This is a genomic window from Amycolatopsis sp. NPDC059657, assembly GCF_042734395.1.
In the GTDB taxonomy this organism is placed as follows: domain Bacteria; phylum Actinomycetota; class Actinomycetes; order Mycobacteriales; family Pseudonocardiaceae; genus Amycolatopsis.
The window spans coordinates 16,500-32,461 of the sequence record NZ_JBHWEB010000104.1; the positions used below are offsets into that span (position 1 = coordinate 16,500).

At 67.7% G+C, this 15,962-nt stretch carries 19 protein-coding genes and 1 pseudogene; 6 read left to right on the forward strand and 14 right to left on the reverse strand.

Features of this window, described 5'->3' with window-relative positions; genetic code table 11:
* Nucleotides 1-62 precede the first annotated feature (62 nt).
* Together gndA and ACFV15_RS37180 are read right to left on the reverse strand one after the other, a co-directional pair.
* On the reverse strand, nt 63-1,496 hold the full coding sequence (gene gndA, locus ACFV15_RS37175) for an NADP-dependent phosphogluconate dehydrogenase (RefSeq protein WP_378356712.1): 1,434 nt from the start codon (nt 1,494-1,496) through the stop codon (nt 63-65).
* Nucleotides 1,497-1,539: 43 nt separating this feature from the next.
* Nucleotides 1,540-2,460 (reverse strand): MBL fold metallo-hydrolase, encoded by a 921-nt coding sequence (locus ACFV15_RS37180; protein ID WP_378356714.1) that lies wholly within the window; start codon nt 2,458-2,460, stop codon nt 1,540-1,542.
* A 148-nt stretch (nt 2,461-2,608) separates the two neighbouring features.
* Here ACFV15_RS37180 and ACFV15_RS37185 point away from each other — a divergent pair, with 148 nt between their 5' ends.
* A complete protein-coding gene (locus ACFV15_RS37185; RefSeq protein WP_091300139.1) occupies nt 2,609-3,466 on the forward strand; it encodes a helix-turn-helix transcriptional regulator in 858 nt (285 codons plus the stop codon).
* 6 nt (nt 3,467-3,472) lie between these two features.
* Here the strand turns inward: ACFV15_RS37185 and ACFV15_RS37190 are convergent, their stop codons facing one another.
* A complete protein-coding gene (locus ACFV15_RS37190) occupies nt 3,473-3,697 on the reverse strand; it encodes a hypothetical protein (protein ID WP_378356716.1) in 225 nt (74 codons plus the stop codon).
* 50 nt (nt 3,698-3,747) lie between these two features.
* Nucleotides 3,748-4,014: a hypothetical protein gene (locus tag ACFV15_RS37195; protein ID WP_378356718.1), complete on the reverse strand. Its 267-nt coding sequence runs from the start codon at nt 4,012-4,014 to the stop codon at nt 3,748-3,750.
* Nucleotides 4,015-4,234: 220 nt separating this feature from the next.
* Here ACFV15_RS37195 and ACFV15_RS37200 point away from each other — a divergent pair, with 220 nt between their 5' ends.
* Entirely contained in the window at nt 4,235-4,489 is a 255-nt protein-coding gene (locus ACFV15_RS37200; protein WP_370946212.1) for a DUF397 domain-containing protein, read from the forward strand.
* A 54-nt stretch (nt 4,490-4,543) separates the two neighbouring features.
* Here the strand turns inward: ACFV15_RS37200 and ACFV15_RS37205 are convergent, their stop codons facing one another.
* The 5 genes from ACFV15_RS37205 to ACFV15_RS37225 all read right to left on the reverse strand — a co-directional run bounded on the left by ACFV15_RS37205 (nt 4,544) and on the right by ACFV15_RS37225 (nt 8,871).
* Nucleotides 4,544-5,077: a hypothetical protein gene (locus ACFV15_RS37205; protein ID WP_378356720.1), complete on the reverse strand. Its 534-nt coding sequence runs from the start codon at nt 5,075-5,077 to the stop codon at nt 4,544-4,546.
* The gene (locus ACFV15_RS37210; RefSeq protein ID WP_378356722.1) at nt 5,070-6,188 is read right to left on the reverse strand and encodes a hypothetical protein; all 1,119 of its coding nucleotides are present in this window, start codon (nt 6,186-6,188) and stop codon (nt 5,070-5,072) included. Before ACFV15_RS37210 ends, ACFV15_RS37205 begins: the two co-directional genes overlap by 8 nt.
* 10 nt (nt 6,189-6,198) lie before the next feature.
* A complete protein-coding gene (locus ACFV15_RS37215) occupies nt 6,199-6,612 on the reverse strand; it encodes a FixH family protein (protein WP_378356724.1) in 414 nt (137 codons plus the stop codon).
* On the reverse strand, nt 6,609-7,937 hold the full coding sequence (locus tag ACFV15_RS37220) for a hypothetical protein (RefSeq protein WP_378356726.1): 1,329 nt from the start codon (nt 7,935-7,937) through the stop codon (nt 6,609-6,611). Before ACFV15_RS37220 ends, ACFV15_RS37215 begins: the two co-directional genes overlap by 4 nt.
* A gap of 85 nt (nt 7,938-8,022) precedes the next feature.
* Complete coding sequence (locus ACFV15_RS37225) at nt 8,023-8,871, reverse strand: alpha/beta fold hydrolase (protein ID WP_378356742.1); 849 nt, start codon at nt 8,869-8,871, stop codon at nt 8,023-8,025.
* Nucleotides 8,872-8,911: 40 nt separating this feature from the next.
* On the opposite strand from ACFV15_RS37225, the gene ACFV15_RS37230 reads away from it, so the two are divergent.
* Nucleotides 8,912-9,436, forward strand: a complete 525-nt coding sequence (locus ACFV15_RS37230) for a CGNR zinc finger domain-containing protein (RefSeq protein WP_378356728.1) — start codon at nt 8,912-8,914, stop codon at nt 9,434-9,436.
* A gap of 369 nt (nt 9,437-9,805) precedes the next feature.
* Here the strand turns inward: ACFV15_RS37230 and ACFV15_RS37235 are convergent, their stop codons facing one another.
* From ACFV15_RS37235 to ACFV15_RS37245, 3 genes are read right to left on the reverse strand one after another with little or no spacing between them, the layout of a single operon-like run.
* Entirely contained in the window at nt 9,806-10,657 is an 852-nt protein-coding gene (locus ACFV15_RS37235) for an oxygenase MpaB family protein (protein ID WP_378356730.1), read from the reverse strand.
* Between the two features lie 9 nt (nt 10,658-10,666).
* Entirely contained in the window at nt 10,667-11,218 is a 552-nt protein-coding gene (locus ACFV15_RS37240; protein WP_378356732.1) for a TetR/AcrR family transcriptional regulator, read from the reverse strand.
* Complete coding sequence (locus ACFV15_RS37245) at nt 11,215-12,573, reverse strand: amidase (protein ID WP_378356734.1); 1,359 nt, start codon at nt 12,571-12,573, stop codon at nt 11,215-11,217. The genes ACFV15_RS37240 and ACFV15_RS37245 overlap by 4 nt, the downstream gene beginning before the upstream one ends.
* Nucleotides 12,574-12,642: 69 nt before the next feature.
* Between ACFV15_RS37245 and ACFV15_RS37250 the strand changes: the two genes are divergently transcribed.
* On the forward strand, nt 12,643-13,623 hold the full coding sequence (locus tag ACFV15_RS37250; protein ID WP_378356736.1) for a D-cysteine desulfhydrase family protein: 981 nt from the start codon (nt 12,643-12,645) through the stop codon (nt 13,621-13,623).
* A gap of 24 nt (nt 13,624-13,647) precedes the next feature.
* Here ACFV15_RS37250 and ACFV15_RS37255 read toward each other — a convergent pair.
* A pseudogene (locus tag ACFV15_RS37255) lies at nt 13,648-14,214 on the reverse strand (DUF998 domain-containing protein); the annotation flags it as partial.
* 52 nt (nt 14,215-14,266) lie between these two features.
* Nucleotides 14,267-15,013 (reverse strand): hypothetical protein, encoded by a 747-nt coding sequence (locus ACFV15_RS37260; RefSeq protein WP_378356738.1) that lies wholly within the window; start codon nt 15,011-15,013, stop codon nt 14,267-14,269.
* Between the two features lie 65 nt (nt 15,014-15,078).
* Between ACFV15_RS37260 and ACFV15_RS37265 the strand changes: the two genes are divergently transcribed.
* Together ACFV15_RS37265 and ACFV15_RS37270 are read left to right on the forward strand one after the other, a co-directional pair.
* Nucleotides 15,079-15,288: a sigma factor-like helix-turn-helix DNA-binding protein gene (locus ACFV15_RS37265; RefSeq protein WP_004559389.1), complete on the forward strand. Its 210-nt coding sequence runs from the start codon at nt 15,079-15,081 to the stop codon at nt 15,286-15,288.
* On the forward strand, nt 15,288-15,830 hold the full coding sequence (locus ACFV15_RS37270) for a Clp protease N-terminal domain-containing protein (protein WP_378356740.1): 543 nt from the start codon (nt 15,288-15,290) through the stop codon (nt 15,828-15,830). The genes ACFV15_RS37265 and ACFV15_RS37270 overlap by 1 nt, the downstream gene beginning before the upstream one ends.
* Nucleotides 15,831-15,962 lie beyond the last annotated feature (132 nt).

Genomic DNA, 15,962 nt, shown 5'->3' on the forward strand with positions numbered 1-15,962 from the left:
GAGGGGCGCCCTGAGTGCTTACTACGCACTCAGGGCGCCCCTCACTGCTGCCCAAGCCAAAACTAAGAAGAAACCTCGGGCCGACCGTCCTCAGCCCAGGCCGTGTGGAACGACCCCTCCCGGTCCACCCGCCGGTAGGTGTGCGCACCGAAGAAGTCCCGCTGCCCCTGAACCAGCGCCGCAGGCAGCCGGTCCGCCCGAAGCCCGTCGTAGTAGGCCAGCGCCGTCGAGAAGCCAGGCGTCGGGATGCCCAGAGCCACCGCCGTAGAGATCACAGAACGCCAAGCATCCTGGGCCTCTTCGACCGCCTTCCGGAAGCCGCCGGACGTCAGCAGCGTCGGCAAGCCGGGCTCGGCTTCGTAAGCCGACGTGATGTCGTTCAGGAACTTGGCCCGGATGATGCAGCCGCCGCGCCAGATCGCCGCGACCCGGCCGAGGTCGATGTCCCAGCCGTACTCCGCGCCGCCTGCCTGGATCTGGTTGAAGCCCTGCGCGTAGGCCACGACCTTCGACGCGTACAGGGCCTGCTCGACCTTGTCCGCGAAGCCGGTGACGTCCGACAGCGGGGCGCGGCTGGGGCCGCCGAGTTCGCGGGCGGCCGAACGGAGCTCCGAAGATCCCGAAAGCGATCGGGCGAAGACGGCTTCGGCGATGCCCGAGATGGGGACGCCCAGGTCGAGTCCGATTTGGACGGTCCAGCGGCCGGTGCCCTTCTGCTCGGCCTGGTCCGCGACCACGTCCACGAACGGACGACCGGAAGAAGCGTCGACGTGGGCGAGCACGTCGGCCGTGATTTCGATCAGGTAGGAGTCGAGGCGGCCGGTGTTCCAGGTGCGGAAGACCTCGGCGATCTCGGCGGGGGAGTAACCGGCGGCGCCGCGGAGGAGGTCGAAAGACTCCGCGATGAGCTGCATGTCGGCGTACTCGATGCCGTTGTGCACCATTTTGACGAAATGTCCGGCGCCGTCGGCGCCGACGTGGGTGCAGCAGGGGGAGCCGTCGACCTTGGCCGAGATGTCCTCGAACAGCGGGCCCAGCGACTGATACGACTCGGCCGAGCCGCCCGGCATGATCGACGGGCCGTGCAGCGCGCCCTCCTCACCGCCGGAGACGCCGGTGCCGACGAAGTGCAGGCCCTGCTCGCGCAGCGCGGCCTCGCGGCGGCGGGTGTCGGCGAAGTGGGCGTTGCCGGCGTCGACGATGACGTCGCCCGGCTCGAGCAGCGGCGCGAACTCGTCGATGACCGCGTCGGTCGGCGCACCCGCCTTGACCATGATGACGACCTGGCGGGGCCGCTCCAAGGCGTCGACGAACTCCTGCGCCGAATAGGCCGGGATGAAGTCGCCCTCGTCACCGAACTGGTCGACCAGCGCCCGCGTCCGCTCCTCCGAGCGGTTGTGCAGTGCGACGGTGTGCCCGTGCCGCGCCAGGTTGCGGGCCAGGTTGCGGCCCATGACCGCCAGCCCCGTGACCCCGATGCTCGCCTTCTTGCTCATCTAAGCCCTTCCGGTCGCGTCTTTCTGAATCGAAGCGTAGTGCTCAAGAGAAGCAGCGGATCTCTCCGCCGTTGTACTTCACCATGTCGACGACCGCGTCACGCAGGTCGATCTCGGCGCCCCATTCGAGCCCGTCCAGCTCGGCGTACGCGCGGTGCAGGTTCGCGGGCAGCCGCTCGGACTCCGAAAGCTCGGCGAACGAGCCCAGGTCCGTCCGGGTCGCCGTCTCGAACGGGGTCAGGCCCGCCGACTTCCCGTACTCGGCTCGCTCCTGGACGAACGCCAGGTAGGCGTCGAGACGATCGAGCACTTCCAGGCCGCAGACCGGGCCGTGACCCGGCACGATCGTCAACGGGTCCAGCGAGCGCACCACGTCCAGCACGGCCCGCGAGCCCGCCACCGAGCCCATCACCGCGAACGGGCTCCCGCCGTTGAACACGGTGTCTCCCGCGAACAGCACGCGCTGCTCTGGCAGCCACACGAGCACGTCGTTCGTGGTGTGCGCGGCGTAGCCGGGGTGGATGAGGTCGATCCGGACATCTCCGGCGTGAATGGTCAGCCGGTCTTCGAACACGACCTCGGGCGGGCGCAGCTCCAGGTGTCCCCAGTCGTTGCCGGTGAACACGCCCTCGTACTTGTTCAGACCAGTTGCGAGTATCGCCTCGCGGGTCTTGCGGTGCCCGACGACGGTCGCGCCGGGTACCAGGAAGTTGCCGTTGGTGTGGTCGCCGTGGTGATGCGTGTTCACCAGCGTGCGCACCGCGGATCCGGTGGTCGATGTGACGGAGTCCACCAGCGCGAGGGTGCGGCGTTCGGTGGCACAGGTGTCGATGAGCACACTGTGATCGCCCGCGTCGATGAATCCGCAGTTGTTGATCCACCACGAGCCATCCGGTTGGACGTACCCGTAGACGCCTTTGGCGACTTGCCAGGCGGTGGCGGCTGACGGTGAGAGATCCTGCACGCGTCTACTATGCCCGCCAAGCCGGTAAACTGGGCCGGATGGCGTCCAGAGATCTTTCCTGGAGCGCTGCGCGGTGTCATCATCGAACTCCGCAGAGTGCGAATGAAGGAGTTCTGGACCGGATGAGTGTTCTGGGAGAGCACGGCTGATGGCCAGCACCGTCACTTCGCGGCGTAAGCAGCTCGGTAACGAGCTCCGTCATGCCCGTAATGCGGCGAAGCTGACTCAGCAGCAGGTTGCCGAGTTCCTGGGCTGCACCCAGGGCAAGGTCAACAAGATCGAGTCTGGCGCCGTCGGGGTGAAGCTCGGGGACGTGCGATCGATGCTCAACGCGTTCGGCATCAACGGCGACGAAGCCGAAACCCTCATGAACCTGGCGCGCGCGGCAGCGGGCCAGCGCGGGCACTGGTCCGGCTACCGCTCGGTGGTGCCGCATTGGTTTCGCACGTTCACCGATCTGGAACCGGCCGCGGCGGAGATCCTCACCTGGCACGGTGAGCGCATCCCCGGCCCGTTGCAGTCAGAGCACTACATGCTCAAGCAGTTCACCGAAGCGGGCGCGACGGACGTGACGTCGTTGGTCCGCAACAGGTTGGACCGCAAAGCGGTGTTCGACCAGCAGCAGCCGCCGTATTACCGGTTCATCATCAGCGAGGCCGCGCTGCGCCGTGCGCCTGGCGGACTGGCGCCGGCCGTCATGCTCGACCAGGTCGAGCACCTGTTGCTGCTGGATCGCAGGCCGCGCGTGTACGTGCACGTGCTGCCGTTCGACGCGAAACTCGCTTCGGTCCCGAACGACTTCACCATCATGCGGTTTCCCGACCGCACGCGGGACTTCGTCTACATCGAGCACTCCGCGGGCGGCCTCTACCTGGACGACTCCAAGGACTTCCAGATCTTCGTGGACTCGTGGGACCGCCTGCGGGGTGCCGCGATGGAACGCGGGGAGACCCGCCAGTTCCTGGCTGAGCTCGCGGAGCACTACCGCGCCCAGATGAACGCCTGAGAAGACTCAGGCCCGGTGTAGTTCCAGCTGCTCGACGATCGGGCGCGCGTTCCACTCGGGCGCGGGCCCGCTTCCGGCCGCCACCAGTTCACGACGCGGGCCGGGCAGCTCGGGCTCTTCGGCCCACGGCGTTACATGTTGACGTAGTGGCGCCTGGATCAAGCTGAAACCGAAGCGGTCACGCAGTGCGCGGCCGATGGTCCTTCGTCCCCCGGATGTGGTCTCGCTCACGGACGGCGCCTCGCGGCGCGGCGTCTGTGTGAGTCGGACTGCCATTTCTTTCACGCCCCCAGTTCACGGCGCAGCAGCGCCTGGTCAGTTGCGCCGCCGACTCCCAGGCAGCGTTCGCAGGGCATCCCCATGCCCAGCGTCAGCCATTCGATATCCGGGAGCGGCAGCTCGGATCCGCAGCGTGCGAGCACGAAACCGGCTGTGCCCGCGTCGTCTTCAAGATCAAAAAGGTGTGCTGACCTGCGGCTCTCCCCAGTGAGGCCCGCAGTAATTCTACCGACGGCAAGCGCGTCCGTCCGGTCGTTCGCCTTGATCACCAGTTGGTCCTCCCCCAAGAGGCCTGCGATGTGGTGGTCACGGCCTGCCGGGAAAAGTCGAACATGTTGAACAGTGTGGTTGCGAATTTCAAACTACTTCACCCTGGCCGCTGAGATTAATCCTACTCCTGGAATAATCTGAGTGTCGAGGGCATGCTGAGTTGATCACCCGCTTGGCCCTGCGACTGCGCTCTTCACTGGAAGCCCGGAGGTACGACCCATGACGGATTATCCGTCTGTACCGGATTACGATCCGAACACGGCCGTGCGCTTCTTCGACGACGACGGCTGGGCCAAGTCGTTCGCTAGCGAGCCCAACGGTGGCAACTGTGTCGAGGTCAACGTGGGTGGCGACGGCGTGGTCGGCCTGCGCGACACGAAGCTGACGTCGAGCCCGGTCTTCATGTTCGACGCGGGCGAGTGGAACGCGTTCCTCATCGCCGTCAAGGCAGGCCAGTTCGACCTACCCGGATAAAGGAAGGGCGCCTCCCTCACCGGCGGTGAGGAAGACGCCCTTCGTTCGCCCCGCTCAGGACGTCTGTTCCGATGGTGTGCGCGTGCGCCGCCAGGCGACGACGATCAGCGCGATCAAAGCGAACAGCGGAACCGTGCTGATCGCCCAGCTCAGGCCCATCGGCGGCCCGGGCTGTTCCATCACCGGCAGTGGTTTGAGCGCGCCCTTGCCCTGACCCTGCGGCCCGTCGACGACGAACTGGAAGGTCCAGTCGCCCGGCAGGTTGAGGCTTTCCACGTCCAGGCCCCACACATCGCGCTTGCGCGGATGCCGGGACAGCGGCGACGGCCTGCCCGCCTTCTCCGCGCCGGGCTTGATGACCGACAGCGTGCCGGACTTGCCCTCGATCCCGCCGTCGGGGATGAAGGTGAAGTCGAGCGACTGCATCGCGCGCAATGGCCAGGTGCTGAACCCGATGGTCAGCGCGTACGGCCCGGCTTGGACCTGCTCGGTGTGGACGATGTTCACCGGCTCGTACGCCGACGCGGGCAGCGCCGTGCCGAGCAGCAATCCGATGACGCCGACGAGCGCCATGACTGTCTTACGCATCGCTGTTCTCCTTCGACGGCGCGAGCTGACGCAGCATCACGCCGAACCGCCAGCCCAGGAATCCGCTGAGCGCACCGAAAACCCCGCCCGCGACGATGGTCGCGATCATCGACGAGGCAGGCGGCAGGTTCGCGCCGTAGATCCATGCCCGTTGCACCTGCTGCGCAGCGGTCACGATCAGCCCGCCGACCGTGGCGCCGAGCACGGCCATCGCGCGGCCGGTGCCGAAACGGCGCACCAGCTCGACCGCGGCGGCCACCAGTATCAGGCTCATCGGCATCATCGCGGGCATGTCAGGGACGCCGTCGATGTTGTCGCGCAGCGGCAGGCCGACCATGCCGGCGTAGGTTTCCGCGGCCCACGGCGAGAACCACCAGAACACGGCCTGGATCGCGGCCAGCGACAGAGCGACGCCGAACGCGCCGCCCGGCCTGCCGATCACCTCGGCGCCCATGATCACGGTCAGCACCGAGAAGAACGCGGTGCCGACGACGACCGTGTTGACGATGCCCGCGTCGATCTCGGACAGGCCGATCACCGTCACCATGCTGAACCCGGTCAGCACGGCCAGGCTGCCGATCAGGCCGACCTTGCCCCAGCGCTCACCGCGGGCGACAGCGAACACCATCACCGCGCCGACCATGGTCACCGTGACCGAGAGCAGCAGCCCGATGTGCGGTGGCGACGAGATGACCGCGTCGAAGCCGTACAGGCTGTGCCACCACTGGTCCCACAGGCCGTACAGCAGGAACATCGCCGCGCCGGTGCCGGAGACGAGATAGCCGACCGGCGCCGCGAAGGTCCTGCCGAACACGCCGACCGCGCGGCCGCCGACGATCGGGTCGACGTGCTGGCCCTTGCGGGTCGCCGCTGTCGTCTTGAGCACCACGAGCAGGCTCGCGATGCCCGCCACCGCGCTGCCCGAGTACAGGAACAGATGCGGCAGTGTGAAGAACGTGTCGGGCCCGACGTCGTCGTGCCACTGGATGTCCCAGGTCAGCCCTGTCAATGAGAGCAAAGTCCCGGCGAGCACGAAACTCGCCGCGGCCAACCCCCTCGCGCCGCTCGTGGTTGCGGGAACCGCTCTGGCCCCCGACGCCGTGAGATCCACTACCCCTCCTTCATTTGACCAGCAACGGAAAAACGGCCTGCTCGGTGCCGCCGGGGCCACGCAGTGAGATGGTGATCTCCCACTGCCCTGACATCGGCAGCACCGTTTCCGCCGCCCGGTACCGGCCGGGTCCCTCGGGACCCGCGGTGACCGGGGACAGCGCGTGCCCCATCTGTGGCATCACCGGTTCGACGGTGACGCTGTCGAGCTTGGCCGGATTCCCCGACTGGTCGGTGACTTCCACGCCGAACGAATTGGTGCCCAGTCTCGGCGCGTCGACCGACAGCTGGACGGTGTGCAGGCCGGTCGCCGACTTGAGCACGGTCGGCCCGCTGCTCGCGGACGGCCAGGCCAGCCAGGCGAGCACGCCCAAGGTGATCACGGCGACCGCCGCGATCAGGAGTCTCGGTTGCTGTCTCGTCATCCCTGCGGCCCCCTGGTCGGCGGAACGTCGATGACCGCCGGAACGGTCAGCACGGAGTACCCGCGCTCGGCTTGGATCCAGACGAAGTACTTGCCCGGCAACGGAAAGGTGTACGTGAACGGCACATCGGGCCCGAACGCCGCGACCGTCTCATCAGGACGGTCGGGCAGGCCTGGCGTCGCCGGGGTCATGGCGTGGACGTGTGCCCAGACCGGAGCCTTGGCGATGTCACCGTCGACCGGCCCGGCGACGATCATGTGGCCCAGCATGCCCAGCCACGGCTGGAGATCCTTCTTGGGGAACTGCGCGGTGATCGTGCTGGGCGTGCCTGCCGGGCTGATCGCCTGCCGCAGTGCCGCGTCCGCCGCAGGCGGTGCCGGGTCGGCGTTGTCCTGCGCGAGGTTGATCGCCGAGCGGATGAGCTGCACACCGCCACCGCGCCGGGCGATCTCCGCTGACACGGCGTAGTTCCCGGTCTCGGGCGCGTTGAGGCGCGCGCGGTACTCGCCGGGCGCGACGCGGATCGGGTGCAGATGCCAGAGCCTGCCCGACGGCGAGACGACCACGAAGTGGACCAAGGCGTTGTCGTGCACCAGCAGATCGTCAGCGGGGCGGCCGGTGGAGCCATCGGCGAGCCGCAGGCGCAGATCGCGCTCCTGCCGGTCCACCACCAGGTTCACCGGCGGCCGCGAATAGTCCACTGAGGACATCTGAGGATCCGGCCCGAAGGTCGGATCGAACTTGGTGCCGGGCGCGGGCGGCGGCGGGATCGTCGACGACAGCAGCGCCGACGTCACCGCGACCGTCAGCGCGACGAGCATCCCCGCGGCGGGCACCATCCCCGAGCGACCCCTGACGGCCATGATCAGCGCGACGAACAGCAGAAAACCGGCGGCGACGAACCCGCCGTACGCCGCCAGTTCCCAGGCCGGGGTGACCTTCGCGGGCACCACGAACGGGATCTTGGCCACCTGCTTGCCATCGCCGACCTGCAGCTCCCACGGCCCCGCACGGTCGACCCGCAAGGTCCCGCCGTGATAGCCGGGTTTGGCGTCGAGCGTCACGGTGGTCTCGCTGAAGACCGAACCTTCGGCTGCCGCCTTGACGGTGAGCGTGCCGGGCGGGGTGCCCTGATGCGTGACGATGTCGACGCGCAACGGCGCGGGCGGAGTGTCCACCCGGCGGATGACCACCGTGAGTTCGCGCTCGCCGAGCGTCTGCGCGACTTGGATGTCGGCGCCGTTCTGCACACCGTCGGCGTGCGCGGCCGGAGTCAGCAGTACGGCCAGCAGCAGTACCAGCGCCGGAATCCTCTTGGCCCCCATGGCAATGAACCTAGCGAGAACAGGGCCATCAAATCGTCACGACGCAGGGTGAGCCCGTCTCCCCTGCGCGGGGGACATAAAACCCTTAGACACCAGGGGAGAGGAACTCATGAAGATAGGGAAGAACTCGCTCGGGTGCCTCTTCGGGCAGGAAATGGCCGCACTGCGCGATGGCCGCGCCCTGCACGTCATCAGCGTATTTCCGCCACAGGTCAAGTGTTGGCAGCTTGCCAAGTAACCCTTCGTTGCCCCAAAGGGCGAGCACCGGCATGCGAAGTCGCTTGCCCGCTTCGAAATCAGCGTCATCGGCCTCCGCGTCATCGGGAAATGACGCCCGATAGTCGTCGAATCCAGCCCTAAGGGCACCGGGTTGTTCGAAGGCCTTGAGGTAGACCTCGGTGTCGATCATGTGCCGCTGAAAGGTCCACTTCTCGAAGAAGTAGCCGAGATACGCGGCGACATCCTTGCCTGCCAGCAGTTCGGGAAGGTCCGGCTGGAGGTGGAACAGCCAATGCCAGTACCCGCTGGCGACCTCGGTATCGAGCAGCCGCCACATCTCCCGCGTCGGCGCGATGTCGAGAACCGCGAGCCGCTCGACCTGCTCGGGCCGGTCGAGCGCCCAGCGGTGCGCGACGCGTCCACCGCGGTCATGCCCGATCACGCTGGCCGTCTCGAAGCCGAGCCGTGTCACGAGTTCGGAGACATCTTGGGCCATCGTGCGCTTGTCGAAGCCATGCTTCGGTTTGTCGGTGAGGCCGTATCCACGCAGGTCAGGGGTAATGACCGTATGCGTCGCCGAGAGCGGTTCGGTGATCTTGTGCCAGCAGTGGCCGGTCTGCGGCCAGCCGTGCAGCAGCACGACGGCGGGCCCATCGCCCGCGATGCGGTAGTGCATCCGGATGCCGTTGACCTTCGTCATCTCTAACCGGTTCATGCGGTTAGTATAACCATCTTCATAGGTTAGAATGGAACCCATGGATTGGGTCTTCGACGGCGGCCGCGTCTCACTCGACTTCGTCAACACACTCCGCGACCGCTACGCCGACGGCCGTGAGCTGCTGGTTTCCCCGGCGGCGCTCTCGGAATGGCTCGCCTTGACCGGCCTGGCCTCGGTACCGGCCACCGCGGACGACCTCACGTTCGCGCTCGTCCTGCGCGAGTCGATCGACCGTGTCGCCCGCTCCGAGGGCTCCGACGCCGACGTCCGCTTCTTGAACGAGACGGCCGCCGCCGTGCCACTCCCGGTTCCCCAGCTCGGAGCTGCGGGCCGCTACCTGCTCGACGTGCCCGACCCGGTCCCGGCGGCCTTCGCCGCACTGGCCGTCGACACGATCGAGCTGGTCGCCGCGGCCCCGCTCATCCGAGTCTGCGCGGCGGACGACTGCGGAGTCCGCTTCCTCGACGCCTCGCCGAAACACAACCGCCAGTGGTGCTCCATGGCCAAGTGCGGCAACCGCGCCAAAGCCCGCGCCCACTACGCCCGCACCAAGGGCTCGTGAGCGTTTGCGCCGGCCAGAGAGGGGAAAGTCAAACGTGGCGTCTCGGCTCGCCCAGGAACGCACAAACGCCACTCATGCAACGCTGAGCGACACATACGCCCCGTTCGTTCCTTCCGATCCGCCCCAAAAACGCACGCAAAAGCGACAACGCGGGACAAAAAGAGCAACTTGAGTCCTTTGTGGACATGCGCGGGCACCCCAGGCAAAGGTTGATCTTCGCGAAACCCGAGTTTGGGCCATTGAACTGCCTGAACTCGGATTTCGCGTATCCGAGAAGCCGAATTTGCCAGGCCTGACACCGAACTTGGTGAGGAAGGCCGGAGCCAAGGGGGCGTGAGCGTTGCGGGCGGTTCTAACCGCCCGCAACGCTCACGAGTCCTTGACCAGCCAAGCCCGAACCTTGGGATGCGCGCGCACCCAGACGTTCAGCCGCCCGATCCACCGCATATGCGCGGTCCGCACCGGCGCCGGGATCACCCCGAACCCCCGCATCACCCGGCAGAAGCGCGCGAAGCGGGCCGCGTCACGCGCAGTCCACTGTAGACCCAGCCGCTCCCGGAACTCGCCCGGCAAAGCGCCTCGGATGACGAACATCTGCGCTGTGTGCTGCCACCGTTGCAGGTACTTCCACGCGAAACCCGGAATCCGCCGCGGCTTCTTCACCGTACGGATGGTCTCCAGCAAGGTCTCGATCGTGGCGTTCATCCCGAAGTCCGCGACCATCGAGTCGTAGTACCGCTCGAAAGCCGCCCAATCCGGCGGCAGATCCCGCTCCCGAACCCCGAGCATCCGCCCCACATCGCACATCTGCGCGTAGTACTCGTCAAGCTCAGGCCCGCTCAGCCCGCGACCGAAGAACCGTTGCGCGTCAACAGGAACCTTCACCAGAGTCGCGTGCACCCAGGCGTAAGCCTCCGGGTTCAACGCCGAGTAGCGACGCCCGGAGGCGTCCACGCCCGCGAACTTCTTGTGCATCTCCCGAAGCCGCGAAGCCTCGTATCGCGCCCCGTCGGGCCCGCCGTAGATGTACACCGAAAGCGAGGCGCCCGTCTGCATCAGCCGCGTCCACGGATCCTCGGTGTAGTCCGAATGATCGTGCACTCCCGCGGCCACCACCGGATGCGCGACCTGCAGCAACAGCACCTGCCCGGCGAGCAGCGCCGCACGGAAATCGCCGAAGTACTTCCATGCCGCGGTGCCACGCTGGATCGGCGGTGCCATACCCCGAGGCTAACCGGTCGAGCCCCGGACGAGCATCATCAATGACTCACCCGGCGGCGTCCCAGGCGCTCCGGTCGCCAGGCGGCGCAGTTGCAGACCAGCGATCAGCGCGACCACGGGACCCGCGAGCCGCTCGGGGGCGGCGACGCCCAGCGCGCCCAAGATCGTCGCGGCCAGCGCGTCGTAGGCGGTGAAGCAGCGTTCGGACGCGTCGCGCAGCGACGGATCGCGGGCGGCTTGCAGGTAGAGCTCGTGCGGGGCGATCTCGTCGGTGCCGAACGGCAGTTGCTCGATGACCTGCTCGACCAGCGCCGCCGCCTGCTCGAGCGTCAGGTTCTCGGCGCGATGCGCGTCGACGATGGCGGCGAGCTTGGCGGTCTCCTCCTCGGCGAACAGCAACATCGCCTGCCGCAGCAGCTCGGTCTGGCTCGGGAAGTGATACGTCAGCGTGCCGAGCGAGACACCGGCGTCGGCGACGATGCGGCGGTTGCTCAGCCCGGCGACACCATGCTCGCCGATCACCTTCAACGCCGCCCGCAGGATGGTTTCGCGGGTGCTCACGGCCTGCGGTCCTGCCAGCATTCGACAGATTCCAGCTGCGCGGCAAGGGAAATCAGTCGCTCCTCGGAATGGGACGGGCCGAGCAGCTGGGCGCCGAGCGGCAACCCACCGGTCAACCCCGCCGGCACGTTGACCCCAGGCCAGCCGAGGACGTTCCACGGCCAGCAGTAGGGGCACGCCGCGATCATCGTCTGGTCGGTCTGCCAGCCGGAGAGCCCGTCGAAGGTGCCGATCTTGGGCGGGGGAGTGGCTGTCGTCGGCGTGAGCACGACGTCGACATCGCCGAAGACCGAGCCGATTCGCTTGCGCAACAACGGTTCCGCCGCGCGGGCGAGCTTCAGCGCCGGTCCGGCCAGCTTTGCGCCGTGTCGCGCGTTGGAACGGGTGCGCGGGTCGAGGAGATCCGGCGACGGCACGCGCAGTCCCCAGTCGCGCACGCCGACCAGTGACCGGGGCAGGAAGGTCACGCCGATCATCCCGTACGACGGCTCGACCTCGACGATCTCGTGGCCGAGCTCGGCGAACACCTCGGCCAGTCGTTCCACTGCCGCGCGCACGACCGGATCGAGACTGGTTTTCGTTGCTGTGAAAGGAATCCGTGTCGACAAGCCGATGCGCAGCTTGCCTGGTTCGCGATCGGCGGCGGACTGGAACGTCCGGCCGGTGCCCGCGGCGACGTCCAGCAGCAGCGCGGCGTCGGCGACCGTCCTGGCCAGCGGCCCGATCACGGTCAGGCCATGGAACAGCTCGCTGTCCGTCTCGATCCGACCGCGCTGGGTCTTGATGCCGACCAGGTTGTTCCACGCGGCCGGGATGCGCACCGAACCCGCGCCGTCCGACCCGAGCGCCGCCGCGACCAGGCCGGACGCGACCGCTGCCGCCGAACCACCCGACGAGCCGCCGGGAGTGTGCGCCGGGTTCCACGGGTTACGCGTGGCACCGAACGCGGGCCCCTCGGTGAACGGCCACTGCCCGAACTCGGGGGTGTTGGTCTTGCCGACGATCACCGCGCCGGCTTCCTTCAACCGGCGCACCACCAGCGAGTCCGTTGTGGCGCGAGGGAAATCGCCCTCGCAGCCGAACGCGGTCGGCAGGCCTTCGATGTCGACGTCGTCCTTGATCGCGATCGGCACCCCGAGCAGCGGCGCACGCTCCCCGGCGGCGAGCCTGCGATCGGCCTCGGCGGCCTCACGCTTGGCCGCCTCCGGCCGCAGCGCGCGGAACGCGTTGAGCTCGCTGACCTTGATCCGCTCGAAGGCCGCGTCGGTCAGCGCCACCGCCGTCGTCACGCCGTCTGCCAGCAGCTTCGCCTGGCCCGCGAGGCCGGCGAAGGCCAACTCGGTCTCGGTGCCCATCGGACCCTCCGTCTCGTTCGTTCGAACGAACAGTGGTTTTCACGGTACCTGATCGGCAGACTCGCTGGCATGTCCTTCGATCTCGAGCGGTTCCCCCGCGTGTCTCTCGGCCACTGGCCCACCCCGTTGGAAGACGCGCCAAGACTGGCCGAAGCACTCGGGCTCAAGCGCGTCCTCATCAAGCGCGACGACGTCAACCCGCTCGGCGTCGGCGGCAACAAGCTGCGCAAACTCGAATTCCTGCTGGGCAAGGCGCTGGCCGACGGCGTCGACACGGTGATCACGTTCGGCGCGCTGCAGACCAACCACGGCAGGCTGACGGCCGCCGCCTGTGCCAAGCTCGGGCTGCGCTGCGAACTCGTGCTCACCGCGAAGGTGCCGGTCGACGGCGACGCGTACGAGCGCTCCGGCAACATCACGCTGGACCGGCTGTTCGGCGCGAACGTGCACGTCTGCGCGGACATCGAGGAGTCTGGCAAGGTCTACGACCGGCTCGTCGCCGAGGCGACCGGCAAGGTGGCGACCTTCCCGATCGGCGGTTCGAGCCCACTCGGTGCGCTCGGTTATGTCGTCGCCGCCGAAGAAATCCGCACGCAACTCGAGGAGCGGGGGATCGAGAAGGCCAGGATCGTGGTCCCGCAGGGGAGCGCGGGCACCGCGGCCGGGATCGTCCTCGGCTGGCCGTGGGACATCGATGTCGCGTGCGTCGGGCACACCGCCGAGGAGTCCCGTGAGACCTTGGACCAGCTGGTGGGAGAGACCGCGGAGTTGCTCGGCGTGCCGAAGCCGTCACTGGACCGGGTCAGGATCGGCGATCAGGCGCTCGGCCCCGGCTATGGCGTGCCGACCGAGCAGATGTGGCAGGCGCTAGGGCTTTTCGGGCGGACCGAAGGCGTGGTGCTGGATCCCGTCTACACCGGCAAGGCGGCCGCGATGCTGGTCGAATGGGCCGCCGCCGATGAGTTCGACGAACCGGTCGTCTTCCTGCACACCGGCGGGCTGCCAGGCCTCTTCGGCTACGCGCCCCAGGCCAGCGCGGCTTTCGGCTGACGCGATCCGCAGCAGCCCGAACATCAGCACGACGTCGGCGAGCAGCGCGAGGCGCTGCACGATGCCGACCGGCAACGGGTCGGGAAAACCGAAGAGGGTCAGGAAGTAGGACACCGCGAACAGCACGAGCGCGCCCACGCAGAAGCCGGTCAGCCGCTTGGCCAGCGGGTGGACCTCGCGCAGCGTGTAGCCGATGGCAGGCACGCTCAGGAACGCCACCATGCAGGCGTAAAGGTGGATCTGGCCGCTGATCGGCCGTGGTGATTCCGGATAGCTCGCCGGGAACACCGCGGCCGTCGCCAGGCCGAGTGACCAGGTCAGGAACAGGATCTTGGTGGTGCGGCTCAGTGGGATCCGCGCGGCGTGCAACGAGCCCAGCACGGCCATCGACCCGACCGAGAGCGCGAGCACGCTGGCGCCGAGCATGCCCTGGCCGCGGTCGGTGTTGATGTAGCTGGACAAGGTGTCGAGCAGCGGATCATGCGAGCTGATCAGGTGCAGCACGGTGATCGTGAACAGGCCCCAGCCGATCGCGGTGTAGGCCGTGATCAGCCACGGCCTGGTCGCCGGGTCCCCCAGTGGTCTCGCCATGGCCCCAGATTGCCGCCGATCGGCCGAGCCGGAATCGGGGAGATCCCTGGATTCACCCCTGGAATCGCACGACGGCCAAAGCCTGGTCGTCGTGGATCTTCGACCGGGGCCAGCGCTTGCCGTCCGGGTCGTCGCGCTCGGCCGCGCGGACCGTCTCGAGCACTTCGGACGGTTCCATCGCCGCGACATCGAGCCAGCCGAACAGCTGGTATTCGTCGACACCGGCGGAAACGCCGTCGCTCGCGAGCATCACCACGTCGACGTCCTCGCGCCGCCAGCCGCGTTGGATCGCCTGGTAGGCGGCTTTCGGGTCCGCCTCGGCCACCCAGAAACCGCCGTCGGCGTTGCGAAGCTGGTAGACGTCTTTGCTGGTGCGTAGTTTTTTGTTGTTACGCAAGGAGAAAAGCCGGTCGTCGAAGAGGACCTCGACCCCGTTCCGTCCACAAACGACGATCGGGCTGTCGGCCAGCACCAGCGCGTCGACCCGCTCCTCGGTCCACCTGGCGATGGCGACCGTGCTCGACGGCGAGTTGCGCGGTTCGAGCCCGTTGTCCGTCGCGACGGTTTCGATGGCCAGGGCCAGCGCGTCGGCCAGGTCCGCGTCCACGGTGACCGTCCGGCCGAGCTCTTTGATCAGCAGCCCGGCGTACCAGCCGCCGGTCGGCAGATCGGGGCGTGGCTGGGTCGCCCCGTCGAGCAGGATGACGGCGTGCGGCAGCACGAGCACGTGATCCTCGGTCGGCCGGAGCCTGCCGTCCAAGCCGACGCCGGGGTGTTCGGCCACCGCTACTTCGGGCATCCGTCGATGCTAGCTTTTCGTCAACCTGAGTTGACACCTGGGGCGTGTCAACCTACATTGACATCATGACTGAAGCAACGGATCTGGCCGCGCGGGCAGGTGATCGCGACCCACGAGTGGGCCTGCGTGCGGTCGCCGCGCTCCGGCGGCTGCTGGAGCAACTGGAGGCCGTGCAGGTCCGCAGCGCGCGGGTGCACGGCTGGTCTTGGCAGGAAATCGCCGCCGAGCTGGGGGTCAGCAGGCAGGCCGTGCACAAGAAGTACGGGAGGCACTGATGTTCGAGCGATTCACGACCGGCGCCCGCTACGCGGTGATCGATGCCCAGCGTCTGGCCATCGAGAGCGGCGCGAAACAGATCGACCCGATGCACCTGCTCGCCGCGGTCGCCATCACGGAATCCGGCCGCACGCTGCTCGGCGGCCTCGGAGTCGACCCGGAGGACCTGGCGGGCGAGGTGAACCGGGTCCGCAGGCGAGGCGGCATCAGCGACGCCGACGTCGAGGCGCTCAGCGAGTTCGGCATCGACGTCGAGCAGATCATCGAGAAGGTCGAGGAGATGCACGGCCCCGGCGCGCTGTCGCCGCCACCTGGACGGCTCAGCCGCAACGACCGGAAGTCCCGGCTTCCGTTCGCGCGCGAGTCCAAGAAGACGTTGGAGAAGACGTTGCGCGAGGCTTTGGCGTTGGGGGACAAGCACATCGGCGAGGAACACCTGCTACTCGCGTTGGCCGCGCTTTCTGGTCCCGCCTCGGATGTGTTGGCGCAGAAGAACGTTGACTACCTCGCCTTGCGGCAAGCACTGAGCAAGGCTTCCTAGGGGGTCGTGAGTGTTCCCGACGGTTAGAACCGTCGGGGTAACTAGTCAGGTGGTTGCTGGGTGTGTTGGTAGCCAGGGGTTTCCGGTGAGGGCGTCGCGGAGTGCGGTGAGTGTGTTGATGCCGTTTTTGCG